Below are 12,664 nucleotides of genomic sequence, written 5' to 3'. Positions count from 1 at the left end.
GTCTTGCGCAGGGCGGCGTACTGCAGGTCGACGGCCGGGTTCGGAGCCGGCTGGCCGATGGCGACGGGAGGGTATGCGCTCATGTGTGTTTTTGTGTGGTTCGTACTGAGAGGCCGTCGCGACTGCCGCTGCGGCGGCAGTCCCTCGTTCGTCCTGGCATCAAGCCCGGCTTACCAGATGGCCTTGCCGCCGGCATCGGTGACATGGGCGCGCCATGCATCCTGGACCAGCTTGGTGACGGCGTCGGGCATTGGCACATAGTCCAGTTCGGCGGCTGCCGCGTCGCCGTTTTTATACGCCCAGTCGAAGAACTTCAGCACTTCCTTGCCCGTGGCCGCGTTGAGCTGGGCCTTGTGCACCAGGATGTAGGAAGCGCCCGTGATCGGCCAGCTGGCCTTGCCCGGCTGGTTGGTCAGCACTACCGCGAAGCCCGGCACCCTGGCCCAGTCGGCGCTGGCGGCGGCCGCCTTGAAGGCCTCGTCGTCGGGCTGGAGGAAGGCGCCGTCCCGGTTCTGCAGCTGGGTGTGGGCCATGCGGTTTTTCTTGGCATAGGCCCACTCGACATAGCCGATGCCGCCCTTGATGCGCTGCACGTTGGCGGCCACGCCTTCGTTGCCCTTGCCGCCCACGCCGGTGGCCCACTTCACCGCGGTGCCGGCGCCAACCTTCAGCTTCCAGTCCGCGCTGGCCTGCGACAGGTAATTGGTGAACAGGAAGGTGGTGCCCGAGCTGTCGGCGCGGTGCACGACCGTGATGTCATCTGCGGGAAGTTTGACGCCCGGGTTCAGCGCGGCGATCGGCTGGGCGTTCCACCTGGTGATCCTGCCCATGAAGATATCGGCCAGCACGGCACCGGTCAGGCGCACCTGGCCCGGCGTCACGCCCGGCAGGTTCACCACCGGCACCACGCCGCCCATCACGGCCGGAAACTGGAACAGGCCGGCTTCGGCCAGTTCGGCGGCCGGCAGCGGCATGTCGGAGGCGCCGAAGTCGACGGTTTTCGCCTTGATCTGCTTGATGCCGGCGCCGGAACCGACCGACTGGTAGTTCAAGCCGTTGCCGCTGGCGGCCTTGTACATTTCCGCCCACTTGGCATAGATCGGATAGGGGAAGGTGGCGCCCGCGCCGGTGATGTTCACGGCCTGGGCGGCGGTGGCGGCCAGGGTGGCGGCAGCCACGGCAATCGAGACGAGCACTTGCTTCATTCGCATGTCAGTATCCTTTCAGGTGGTGCCGGGGGTCTCCCCGTCACGCTGCGCAGTCTACTGGCCGAATATGACAAGTTGATGACATGCCAAAAGCCGCTTTCACGATATCGATGACAGCCTGGGCGGAGCGTGTCACACACGTGTTTCGGCACGATGACGTCTCCATGACAGCACAGGCGCAGCCCGCGTACGGCTGTCACATGATCGATGCCGTCCATACAGGATTGCCCTACGCATTCACGCGCAAATTTCGGTGCCCGGCCTGCTTGTAAAGTCTCTGCAGGCTGCTATGCTCAAAGCGTGTTCACTGCCAAGGAGGGAATGCTGAAGAGCGTTTTGTTTCTATGTTTAATATGTTTGTCTTCGCAATATTAACGGGCATGGTTGGCCTGATCGCCTACGAAATCATCCAGGAAGTCGGCGGCAGCGCTGGTACCCTGCACGACCGCTATCACGAATAGTGACATGCCCGATCTTCGGGCAGCCATCAACAAAGCGGCGAGGCCCACAGGGCGCTCGCCGCTTTCGTTTTCCGGCGCTCCGGTGTCGCGGTCCGGCCCGCGGGTGGATGGCACCGCGCCTATTCTTAACTTCAGGAAACCGTGTTGAGCATGCTCAACGCAAGGCGGTTTCGCACGAACTGTGCGCCGGGCGCGTACCAAGCTGAGCGCTCACTTCCGTGGAGCTCGCCATGAAGAAGCATTTGCTTGCAGCACCCGTGTTTGCCCTGTTGTCCCTCGCGTCGCAGCCCAGCCGCAAGGGAGCGACGCCAGGCCGCCCGCGCTCAAGCTGCGGCTGCCGCTGCGCCGGCTGTTCACACCCGAGCCGGCGCAAGAGCGCATGCTCGTCTCGCCCAGGGCCTCGGGCAACGACGGTACCGCGCCCTACACCAGCAGCCGGGTGTTCCCGATCTTCGCGGGCATCAGCGCGCCCTACTCCGCCGACCGCGCCTGGCCCTACATCACCGCGGGCAAGCTCTTCTTCACCGTCAATGGCACGCCGCGCTTCTGCTCGGCCTCGGTGATCCAGCGCCGCATCGTCGTCACCGCCGGGCACTGCGTGCACAGCGGCACCGCCGCCGGCTTCTATCGGGACTGGCTGTTCGTGCCCGCCTTCCGCGACGGGAATGCGCCCCTGCTCACCTGGCGCTGGCGCGCCGCGATCGTGACGGCCACCTGGGCCACCAGCAACGGCTACCTGCCGAACCCGGCGGACTACGCGATGATCGAATTCGGCGACCAGGCCCTTGGCGGCGCGGTCCGCGCGCTCGGCGACGTGACCGGCTGGCTCGGCTGGCAGACCCTCAGCCTGAACCTGAACCATACGACCAAGCTCGGCTACGCGGGCAATCTCGACGGCGGCCAGAAAATGCAGCAGATCACGAGTGCCGACGTCGGCGCGACCGTCGAGAACAATGTGGTGTCCGGCTCGGATGGGAAAGACGGCTTCGATGGCGCGCCCTGGATCCAGAACTTCCAGGTCCTGCAGGCGGGCGGTGGCGCCGGCGCCAACAACGGCTCGAACCGGGTGGTGGGCGTGGTATCGCGCTTCTATGCGCCGGGCCCGTTCAAGGTCCAGGCGCAAAGCTCGCCGGAACCCGATGGCCGCTGGGTCGACCTCTTCAATGCTTCCTGCGCCAGGACGCCGGATAACTGCAGGTAGACCCGCAGCCCACGGCGCGCTGCAACGGGAATTCGCTCGGCCCTAACGCAGGAAGCGCGACAGCGCCGTCGTCGCGCCCATGTCCAGGTTGACGAACTGGAAGCCGATCTTGAAATCGCCGCCGCTGAGGATGCAGTACTGCACCCGCGCGCGGGTATTGATCGGCACGAGCTGACCCTCGACCAGCAGGTCGAAGCGTACCTGCGCCGTCTGGCCGGCCGCCATCGGCCCCGGCAGGCTGATGCTCACCCCACCCTCATTGAGGTCGCTGGTGCGCCCCATGACGGGCGCCGCTCCCTCGGCCGCCACCATGGCACGGGTCTTCATTACCTTGCGCGCTGACTGCCGCTGATCTGTTTGCACGTTTCCCAACCCATGTGTAAGAGGAGGCGCAATTATATGCAAGAACGATGATGCCGGCAGGACATGGTCTGTTATCTGAACGGTGGCATAAAACCTACAAGCCCTTCCTGATGATTGCACCTTGCATGGAATCAACCTAGAATCCATGTTTCCACAGTGCAATTTCAGATGCCTGGCCGGTGTGGCTCACCGCAGCGCGGGGCAGCTTGATGCGCCCTGATACCGCCCCTGCCGCCTGCCCGCCGTCGAATGAAATGACCCACGATGAACTCCCTGGTCCCCCATCCTGGCCACCGCGCCGCCCAAGCCTCCTCGAGCGAGTCTCCATGACCGCCTGGTCCGTTCCCGACTTCGGCCGCCGCGATCTCGCCGGTGCCAGCCAGCACCCGGGTCCGCTCGGCTTCCTGCGCAAGCACCTGGCGGGCGACTATTCCCTGCCGCGCACCTACTGGCTGCACCTCTACTTCGGCAACAAGATCTTCGAGACGGGTAGCTCCGTCCTGCTCGACACGGTGATGGAAGACGCCCCGGCGCGCTACAGCTCGGCGGCGGCCGTCCTCGTCATCCTGCTCTGGTATCCGTTCTGGGCCTTCATGGCGCGCGGCGCCTGGGTCTCGGCCGGCAAGCATGCGGCGCGCGGCGGCTCGAGCGGCTGGGCGGCGGCGGCCAGGGTCGCGGTCGTCCTCGGCCTCGTGTTCCAGCTGTTCAGCGTTCCCGAATCGCTGCGCAACCTGCGCGACCACTGGAGCCAGACGGGCGGCCAGCAGCCCGGGCCGGCGCCCTCCTTCTTCCTGTCGACTGATGGCAGGACCCTGAGCCTGCACGGCGGGATCAACGACGGCATTGCCGCCCAGCTCGAAGCAGCGCTGGCGCGTGCGCCCGTGGTGACGACGCTGATGCTCGCTTCCAATGGCGGCTGGACCTACGAGGGGCAAAAGCTGGGCAGGCTGATCGCGGCGCGCGGCCTGAACACGCACGTGGAGACCGAATGCAGCTCGGCCTGCACGCTGGCGTACCTGGCCGGCAAAGTGCGCAGCGCGCGCGAGGGCGCCCACCGGGCTTTCACAGTTTCGGCCCAGGCGACCGCAAGGCCGCCGCGGTGGCGGTGCGCAAGGCCTACGGCAAGCTGGGCATGACCGAGGCCTTCATCTACCGGATCAACCAGACGGCGCCCGAAAACATGTGGTATCCCGATGCCGATGCCCTGTTCCAGCATGGTGTGCTGACCCAGGCGCAGGGCGAGGCCGTGCCGCGCATGCCGGGGCCGTTCACAAGCTGTAGCCCGCCAGCGCCTGCTGGCGCCGGCCGGCTTCAATCGAGTTCGCGCAGCTTGGTGAAGGCCTGGTCGATCCGTTCGACCGCGATGATGGTCATGCCTTCGATCTTGCCCTTCGGCGCATTCCCTTTCGGGACGAGCGCGATCGAGAAACCCAGTTTCGCCGCTTCCTTCAGGGCGCTCCTGGCCGCGCGGGGCGGGACGGATCTCGCCGGCCAGGCCGACTTCGCCGAACACGACCAGCCCGCGCGGGAGCGGCTTGTTGCGCATCGAGGAGTTGATCGCCAATAGCACCGCCAGGTCGGCCGCCGGTTCGGCGATTTTCACGCCGCCCACCGCGTTGATGAAGACGTCCTGGTCGAAAGCGGCGATGCCCGCGTGGCGGTGCAGCACGGCCAGCAGCATGGCGAGGCGGTTCTGCTCCAGGCCCACCGACAGGCGGCGGGCATTGGGCAGGTGGCTGGCGTCGACCAGCGCCTGGATCTCCACCAGCAGCGGGCGCGTACCCTCCTGCGTGACCATCACGCAGGAGCCGGGCACCTGGTTGTCGTGCTGCGACAGGAACAGGGCGGACGGGTTCGACACGCCCTTCAAGCCCTTCTCCGTCATGGCGAACACGCCCAGTTCATTCACCGCGCCGAAGCGGTTCTTGATCGCCCGCACCAGGCGGAAGCTCGACTGGGTATCGCCCTCGAAGTACAGCACCGTGTCGACGATGTGCTCGAGCACGCGCGGGCCGGCCAGTGCGCCCTCCTTCGTCACGTGGCCGACCAGGATGATCGTCACGCCCGTCTGCTTGGCCACGCGCGTCAGTTGCGCCGCGCATTCGCGCACCTGCGACACCGAACCCGGGGCGGCCGTCAGCGCGTCCGAATACAGGGTCTGGATCGAGTCGATGACGGCCACTTCGGGCTTCAGGTCCGCCAGGGTCCCCAGGATTTTCTCGAGCTGGATTTCGGCTTGCAGCTTCAGGTCTTTCGCTTCCACCTGCAGACGGCGCGCACGCAGCGCGATCTGGGCACCGGATTCCTCGCCGCTCACATATAAAGTGCTGCGTGTGGCGGCCAGGTTGGCCAGGGCCTGCAGCAGCAGGGTCGACTTGCCGATGCCGGGGTCGCCGCCGATCAGCACGACGCCGCCGGCCACCAGGCCGCCGCCCAGTACGCGGTCGAATTCCTCGATGCCGGTGCCGAAGCGCGGCACGTCGACGGCCTCGATGTCGGCGAGCGACAGCACCGGCGCCGTCTGTGCCAGCGCCTTGTGGTTCACGGTCTGCGACATGCGGTTCACGCCGGCCGTTTCGACCGTTTGCTCGACCATCGTGTTCCAGGCCTTGCAGTCGGCGCACTGGCCGGTCCAGCGGCTGGACACGCTGCCGCACTCGCTGCAGACGAACTGGGTCTTTGCCTTAGCCATTCGTTCCCAACCTTCCTTCCAGGACGCGCACCCGCGGCGCGAGCGCGCACATCAATTCATAGCCGATGGTGCCGGCGGCACTTGCCACCTCGTCGATCGGCAGGCCATCGCCCCAGAGGGTCACCTTGCTGCCCACGCGCGCGTTGCGCACGGGCGTCAGGTCCACCGTCATCATGTCCATCGACACGCGCCCGACCACCGAGGTGCGCACGCCGTCGACGATGACGGGCGTGCCGTGCGGCGCATGGCGCGGGTAGCCGTCGGCATAGCCGCAGGCCACCACGCCCACCTGCATCGGCTTGCTTGCCTCGAAGCGGCTGCCATAGCCGACGGTGTCGCCGGCAACCAGGTTCTGGATCGCGATGATTTCCGAGGACAGCGTCATGGTCGGGCGCAGGCCGTAATCATGCGCGGTGCGTCCGCCGCCCGGGGTGCCGCCATACAGCATGACGCCGGGGCGCACCCAGTCGTTGTGCAGTTCCGCCTGCAGCTCGGCCTGGTGCAGCACGCCGCCGGAATTCGACAGGCTGCGCTCGCCGTCCAGCCCCTGCGCGCCCTGCTGGAAGCGGCGCACCTGTTCGGCAATGGCCAGGCGCGGGTGTTCCAGTTCGTCGGCATTGGCAAAATGGGTCATCAGGGTGATGTGGCGGATGCCCGGGATGGCGCGCAGGCGCTTGTAGGCGGCGGCATAGTCCTCGGGCCTGAAGCCGAGCCGGTTCATGCCGGTGTTCATCTTCAGGTGGACGTCGATCGGGCGGTAGAGCTGGGTATATTCCAGCATCTTGATCTGCTCGATGCAATGCACGGTGCTGTTGATATTGTGCTCGGCCAGCAGCGAGACGTCGCTGGCGTCGAAGATCCCCTCGAGCAGCAGGATCGGCTTGATCCAGCCGAGTTCGCGCAGGCGCAGCGCGTTTTCGGTCTCGATCAGGGCCAGGCCGTCGGCCAGCACGAAGCCCTTCATGCCCCGTTCCAGGCCGTGGCCGTAGGCGTTGGCCTTGACGACGGCCCAGGCCTTGGCGTCGGGCGCGCAGGCGCGGGCGCGGGCGAGGTTATGCTGCATCGAATCGAGATGGATGGTGGCGCTGAGCGGGCGTGGCATGGGCGATAGATGAAGACGAAGGACGAAGACGAAAGGGAGGAAAAACGCGATTAGGCGAAAGGCTCTATTTTACCAAGCGGGGCCTTTCCTTGCGCTGGCGCCGCGCGCCGCCCCCCGATGGCCGATATGGCCAGCATTCCCCGGTGCGCGCGTTCGCATGCCCCCGCTACTGGCCACGATTGGCGTGGTCCGCCGGGCGTCCGTCCGGGGGCGGCGAGGTTCCGCTTCTTTGGGCGGGCGACCCTTTCATGGTATAAAGCAACCCACACTTGTTTTCCGACCTATCGAATGAATCGTGGTTTCTACACCATCATGGCGGCGCAGTTTTTCTCGTCGCTGGCAGACAATGCGCTGCTGTTCGTAGCCATTGACGTGCTGGTGAGGATGAGCGCCCCGGCTTCGCTGACGCCGCTCCTGAAGCTGTCATTCGTGCTGTTCTACGTGCTGCTGGCCGCATTCGTCGGCGCCTTTGCCGATTCGCTGCCGAAAGGCCGCGTCATGTTCATCGCCAACCTGATCAAGATCTTCGGTTGCGCCCTGATGTTCCTGACCGTGCACCCGCTGGTGGCCTATGCCGTCGTCGGCTTCGGCGCCGCCGTGTATTCGCCGGCGAAGTACGGCATCCTGACCGAACTGCTGCCGCCGGAAAAACTCGTCGCCGCCAACGGCTGGATCGAAGGCCTGACCGTGATGTCGATCATCTTCGGCACCGTGATGGGCGGCGCGCTGGTGAGCGAACAGGGGTCAAGCCTGCTGCTCGGCTTCGACTTCCCCCTCATCGACACCGGCGTGGACAGCATCAGCGAAGCGGCGATGGCGGTTGTCGCCGGGATCTACCTGCTGGCCACCCTGTTCAACCTGCGCATTCCCGACACCGGCGCCCGCTACGAGCACCAGGAACGCAATCCGATGAAGCTGATTGGCGACTTCGCCAACTGCTCGGCGACGCTGTGGAAGGACAAGCTGGGCCAGATTTCGCTGGCCGTGACGACCCTGTTCTGGGGCGCTGGCGCGACCCTGCAGCTGATCGTGCTGAAATGGGCCGAGCGCTCCCTGCACATGCCGCTCGACAAGGCGACCAGCCTGATCGGCGTGGTCGCGATCGGCGTGGCGATCGGTGCGGCGCTGGCCGCCCACGTCGTGCCCCTGAAAAAGTCGCTGACGGTCATCCCGATGGGCATCTTCATGGGCCTGGTCGTGACGATCATGGTGTTCGTCCATGACGTGATCATCGCCTACCCGCTGCTGGCCCTGATCGGCTTCCTGTCTGGGTTCTTCGTGGTGCCGATGAACGCGCTGCTGCAGCACCGCGGCCACGTCCTGATGAGCGCCGGGCATTCGATCGCGGTACAGAACTTCAACGAAAACCTGTCGATCCTGACCATGCTCGCCCTGTACGCGATCATGATCACGCTGAACCTGAACCTGGACGTGATCATCGTCCTGTTCGGCCTGTCGATCGCCGGCGTCACCACCCTCATCCTGCGCCTGCACCTGCGCAACCAGAAGCAGCACGATTCGCTGGCGCTGATTGGGGAACACAAGCACTGAGCCGCGGGTATGCCACCCGTAGGGTGCGCGGGGCCGCCGAGGCACCCCGTGCGCACGCGGTACGGACGTATGCAAACGGCTAGGTGCGGTGAGGTGTCGCTCGCCGGCCCAAAACCCGGTCACTTGATCCACGAGCCAAGGGGTGGATATGCCGCGGAGCGGGTCGTTGCGGCATGCGGCTTTGGTTAGGGTCGTAACGCGTGGGCACGGGGGCCACCCTACGGTGGCAAACGATATTTGCAATTATTGCAATTTTACCAAACAATATTTCGCGTCGTATCCTGCGCGCGCCGCGCCTCGGCACGCGCGCGCCAGTCGTTCGGCACGATGAAACCGCGCTCGACCTCTTCCACGCATCCCGGCTCTGCGCGCACGCTTGCTACCAGCACGGGCGACGGCGAGCTCTCGAACCGCGCCTCCAGCTCCGCATGCAGCTGGGCGCGGTTCAGTATCGCATCCGCCTGCGCCGCACGAAACGGCGCCAGCCATTGCAGCTTCGGCAGGACGAGAAAGGCATCGGCGCCGAGTGTGTCGAGCTCCTCGAGCGCGCACCAGAAGCCGCGGCAGTGGCCGGCGGTGACGCCGCTCATCGCCGGCCAGCTGCCGGCCGGATAAAACAGCCAGCCTTTCACGAGTGCGCGAGCACGTACCACCGGCCGCGGCAACAGCGCCTGCGCCGCCGGATGCGCGCCCAGCTCCAGCTGGCGCTCAAAAATCTTGCGCATCTTCGCGCCCAGGCTGTCGGCCAGGTTCGGGCCGACCAGCGCATCGAAACGGTCGCCGGCCTCGCCCTGCAGCAGATAGAACTTGGTGGCGAACTCGATGTGCTCGGCGCCATCCGGTCCGGCATCGAGCAGGAAGTCGAACTCGCCGACGGTGTCGTTGCGGCTGGCGCGGATCTGCAGGCCGTGCGCCAGCAGCCTGCCCTGCTGCTGGAAGTAGAAGGCCATCAGCTTTTCGGCGTACAGGCCGAGGCGCGTGTAGACGCGGGGCCCGAGCGCGGCATCGAGTTCGGCCGGGTCGTGATCGAGCGCGCGCAGCCGGGCATCGACCTCAGGCGTCACCGGGCCGGTGGTCGCGATGCGGCCCTGCCAGTGCGGCGCATCGGCATCGAGCAGGTCGGGAGAATCGAGCAGCCAGGCCAGGGCGCGCACCCCGCGCGCCGCAGGTGGGACCAGCGGCGGTGAAAACCTTCCTGGTAGCTAGCGGCCGCGTCGCGCATGGGCAGCTCGCGCCCGGCACAGGTCCGCCCAGGCCAGGGCCTTGTCGGCGCCGCGGCGCAGCAGTTCGCCCGGGTGCAGTGTGGCCACGAGGTCGGCCCCGCCGAAGGCGTGATTGCTGCCGCGGCTGCCCGCCAGCGGTTCCTGCAGGGGCTTGCCGAGCAGGCCATTCGCGGCGATCTGGCCCGTGGTCAGCACCGTGCCCGCGCCCGTCAAGGCAAGTTCGCGCTCAAGGAAAGGCCGGCAGGCGCGCGCTTCGTCCGCCGTGGGCGCGCGGTCGCCGCCGTTGGCACTGGCCGGACGGCATTTGACCAGGTTGGTGACATACACGTCGCGCTCGCGCGTGAGGCCAACGGCGCCCAGCATATTGTCGAGGAGTTTGCCGGCGTCGCCCGCCAGCGGCTGGCCCGCCTTTTCGTCGGCGGCGGTGGAGGCGCCGGCGGCGACGAACCAGCGCGCCGTTTGCGCACCGGCGCCATACACGGGCTCGCGGCCTTCGCAGGAGCCGCAGCGCTTGCAGCGCTTGATCGCCGCGTGGAGCTCAACCCAGTCCATGGCGGCGATGGCCTCATCGCTGTCGCCCGGTTCTTCCTCCACGACGGGCGGCGCGGGCGGTACCCACGGTGCCGGTGCGGGTGCGGAGGTCATGGGAACCTCTCCCCAGGCCGGATCGCGTGGCGGCGGCGGGATGACACCGGGCTCCCAGGCCGGCGCGGGCGCCGTGGCGGGCGCCGCCTCCTGCGCGGGCGGCTCGTCCACCGCATCGGGCTCCGGCTGCCGGCGCAGGCGCCACAGGGGTCCGATACCCATCTCGGCCAGGAACAGCTCGTCGCGTTCGCTTACCTTCATACACTGCACCTCATCACGATCGCGTCCTCGCGCTTGCCCTCATGGGCTGGATAATACCCCTTGCGGCGGCCGATTTCGTCGAAGCCGAAGCGCCGGTACACATGCAGCGCGCGCTCATTGGTGGGACGCACTTCGAGCAGCACGGATTCAGCGCCCATTTCCCTTGCACGCGCGCACAGCGTCTCGAGCAGATACCGGCCCAGGCCGGTGCCATGGCGCTCGCCCGCCACCGCCACGTCGAGCAGGTGGGCTTCGTCGAGCGCATACATCAGCAGGAAGTACCCGGCCAATTTGCCTTCCGCGTCGCGCAGCAGCCAGGCATCGTAGCCGGCGTCGAGCGAATCGGCGAAGTTGGCGCGGCTCCAGGGATGGGGGAACACGCTGCACTCGAGCGCATGGACTTCGTCGACGTCGCCGGGCCCCATCGGCACGAGGGCGAGGCCGGCGGCCGGACCGGCTGCAGACGCCATCGCGATGGCCGGCTCGGTGACCTTGCTACCATTCATGCTGCGGCCTTGCCGGCCGCGGCCTCGGCCGCCTTCGCGGCATTGATCACCTGGCGCTCGGCGCTGGTATAAGCCACCTTGTTGCGCAGGTAGAGCGGCGGCTGGGCCTGGGCCGCGGGCAGGCCCTCGCCCCGGGCCAAGGCGCGTACGCCCAGCAGCGCCAGCTCGCGCGCATGCGGAACGATCGTGGCGTCGGCCTGCGCGGCAAAGGCCTTGCCTTCAAACGCTTGCGGATAAACGGCGAAACCGTTGCCGCAGGCAGCGAGCGGCCCATCCGCCGGCAGCGGCGCGACGGCTTCCGGGCTGGACAGGGTCGGACCGGCCGCGACCTGCCAGCCGCTTTCGTCGTCCAGGTAGCGGTATTGCGCCCAGTAGACCTCGTTCATGCGCGCATCCAGCACCGCCAGCACCTCGCCCGCGCCGGTGCGCGCACGGCAGGCCTCGGCCATCGCCTCCGGGGTGATGAGCGGCAGCACCGGCAGGTCGGCACCAAAGGCCAGGCCCCGGGCAACGCCGCAGGCCGTACGCACGCCGGTAAAGGACCCGGGGCCGGCGCCAAAGGCGACAGCGTCGACGTCCGCGAGCGCCAGGCCCGCTTCGCGCAGCAGTTCCTGCACCATCGGCAGCACGGATTGCGAATGGGTGCGTACGCCGTCGGATTCGCGCGAGAAGGTGGTGGCGCCATGATGCAGCGCGCAGGAGGCGAGTTCCGACGAAGTTTCGATGGCAAGGATGATAGGCATGCGCTATTTTAACCCGCCGCGGCAGGGCCGGCCATGGCCCGCGGGCTTGCCGCCACACCTCCCGTTGCTGCCGAAACCCTTTCTCCAAGGTAGAATTCGCCCATGCAAAGCCTGACCCTCGACTCCAGCAACCGCGACCAGCTCGCCGACGCCCTTGCCGCCGGCCGCTGGGTCGTCGCCTGCCTCTGCGCCGCCTGGTGCGGCACCTGCGGCTCCTACCGCGCCGCCTTCGAAGGCCTGGCCGCCCGCCATCCGGACAAGACCTTCGTTTGGATCGATGTCGAGGACGAATCCGATGTCGTCGGCGACCTGGATGTCGAGAACTTCCCTACCTTGTTAGTCCAGCGCGGCGAGACAGTCGCTTTCTTTGGCACCATGCTGCCGGACGCGCAGGTGGCTGACCGGCTGGTGCAGGCGCAGGCGGAGCTGTCGGCGCAAGAGCTGACGCGCCTGAGCCAGGCGAGCGAGGAAAGGCGTGGCTGGCAGCGGGATTGTAATTTAAGGGAGTTGTTGCAACAGGCTGAATAAGAGGCGGGCGGCGCTCTATTGCGACAACGCATCTGCTTGCAAACCTGAGGCCTGGGAAATGCATTGGCGGCGTGCTCCGGCAAAACAACTTCCGTTTATCTGCCACGTGCAACATTAAAGGCAAATGCCGGCACCGCCAAATTCATATTGGCCGTGCCGGCATTTTCAATTTGACGAACTAGTTATTGCATTTCCGCGTGCGAGCGCAAAACTGAAACCAATTCGCCGAATTTGTTTTCC

General features: G+C 66.7%; 11 protein-coding genes and 1 pseudogene. 4 read left to right on the top strand and 8 right to left on the bottom strand.

Annotated features, from left to right (window positions below; all coding sequences use genetic code 11):
• Nucleotides 1–170 precede the first annotated feature (170 nt).
• A complete protein-coding gene (pstS, locus tag G4G28_RS09560) occupies nucleotides 171–1,211 on the bottom strand; it encodes a phosphate ABC transporter substrate-binding protein PstS (protein ID WP_182988085.1) in 1,041 nt (346 codons plus the stop codon).
• A gap of 837 nt (nucleotides 1,212–2,048) precedes the next feature.
• Between pstS and G4G28_RS09555 the strand changes: the two genes are divergently transcribed.
• Complete coding sequence (locus G4G28_RS09555) at nucleotides 2,049–2,870, top strand: serine protease (protein ID WP_183108288.1); 822 nt, start codon at nucleotides 2,049–2,051, stop codon at nucleotides 2,868–2,870.
• Between the two features lie 42 nt (nucleotides 2,871–2,912).
• Here G4G28_RS09555 and G4G28_RS09550 read toward each other — a convergent pair whose 3' ends face one another.
• The gene (locus G4G28_RS09550; protein WP_229424952.1) at nucleotides 2,913–3,197 is read right to left on the bottom strand and encodes a PilZ domain-containing protein; all 285 of its coding nucleotides are present in this window, start codon (nucleotides 3,195–3,197) and stop codon (nucleotides 2,913–2,915) included.
• Nucleotides 3,198–3,559: 362 nt separating this feature from the next.
• Here G4G28_RS09550 and G4G28_RS09545 point away from each other — a divergent pair, with 362 nt between their 5' ends.
• A complete protein-coding gene (locus G4G28_RS09545; RefSeq protein ID WP_182988082.1) occupies nucleotides 3,560–4,369 on the top strand; it encodes a hypothetical protein in 810 nt (269 codons plus the stop codon).
• A 175-nt stretch (nucleotides 4,370–4,544) separates the two neighbouring features.
• Here the strand turns inward: G4G28_RS09545 and radA are convergent.
• Together radA and alr are read right to left on the bottom strand one after the other, a co-directional pair.
• Nucleotides 4,545–5,925, bottom strand: a pseudogene (gene radA, locus G4G28_RS09540) (DNA repair protein RadA).
• Nucleotides 5,918–7,027: an alanine racemase gene (gene alr, locus G4G28_RS09535; protein ID WP_182988080.1), complete on the bottom strand. Its 1,110-nt coding sequence runs from the start codon at nucleotides 7,025–7,027 to the stop codon at nucleotides 5,918–5,920. Before alr ends, radA begins: the two are co-directional and overlap by 8 nt.
• 288 nt (nucleotides 7,028–7,315) lie before the next feature.
• Between alr and lplT the strand changes: the two genes are divergently transcribed.
• Nucleotides 7,316–8,578: a lysophospholipid transporter LplT gene (gene lplT / locus G4G28_RS09530; RefSeq protein ID WP_182988079.1), complete on the top strand. Its 1,263-nt coding sequence runs from the start codon at nucleotides 7,316–7,318 to the stop codon at nucleotides 8,576–8,578.
• A gap of 254 nt (nucleotides 8,579–8,832) precedes the next feature.
• Here the strand turns inward: lplT and G4G28_RS09525 are convergent, their stop codons facing one another.
• Genes G4G28_RS09525 through tsaB form a run of 4 tightly spaced genes read right to left on the bottom strand, consistent with a single transcriptional unit; the run spans nucleotide 8,833 to nucleotide 11,896 of the window.
• On the bottom strand, nucleotides 8,833–9,732 hold the full coding sequence (locus G4G28_RS09525; protein ID WP_308602103.1) for a DUF1853 family protein: 900 nt from the start codon (nucleotides 9,730–9,732) through the stop codon (nucleotides 8,833–8,835).
• Nucleotides 9,733–9,780: 48 nt separating this feature from the next.
• Complete coding sequence (locus G4G28_RS09520) at nucleotides 9,781–10,647, bottom strand: uracil-DNA glycosylase (RefSeq protein WP_183108287.1); 867 nt, start codon at nucleotides 10,645–10,647, stop codon at nucleotides 9,781–9,783.
• On the bottom strand, nucleotides 10,644–11,117 hold the full coding sequence (gene rimI / locus G4G28_RS09515) for a ribosomal protein S18-alanine N-acetyltransferase (RefSeq protein ID WP_182991780.1): 474 nt from the start codon (nucleotides 11,115–11,117) through the stop codon (nucleotides 10,644–10,646). The genes G4G28_RS09520 and rimI overlap by 4 nt, the downstream gene beginning before the upstream one ends.
• 32 nt (nucleotides 11,118–11,149) lie before the next feature.
• Nucleotides 11,150–11,896 carry a tRNA (adenosine(37)-N6)-threonylcarbamoyltransferase complex dimerization subunit type 1 TsaB gene (tsaB, locus tag G4G28_RS09510; RefSeq protein ID WP_183108286.1) on the bottom strand — a complete coding sequence of 249 codons (747 nt, stop codon included), beginning with the start codon at nucleotides 11,894–11,896 and terminating at the stop codon, nucleotides 11,150–11,152.
• Nucleotides 11,897–11,998: 102 nt separating this feature from the next.
• On the opposite strand from tsaB, the gene G4G28_RS09505 reads away from it, so the two are divergent.
• Nucleotides 11,999–12,424 (top strand): thioredoxin family protein, encoded by a 426-nt coding sequence (locus G4G28_RS09505; RefSeq protein ID WP_182988076.1) that lies wholly within the window; start codon nucleotides 11,999–12,001, stop codon nucleotides 12,422–12,424.
• Nucleotides 12,425–12,664 lie beyond the last annotated feature (240 nt).

The sequence above is a fragment of the Massilia sp. Dwa41.01b genome (assembly GCF_014171775.1).
Taxonomy (GTDB): Bacteria; Pseudomonadota; Gammaproteobacteria; order Burkholderiales; family Burkholderiaceae_D; genus Telluria.
This window is presented reverse-complemented; position numbering and strand designations above follow the sequence as displayed.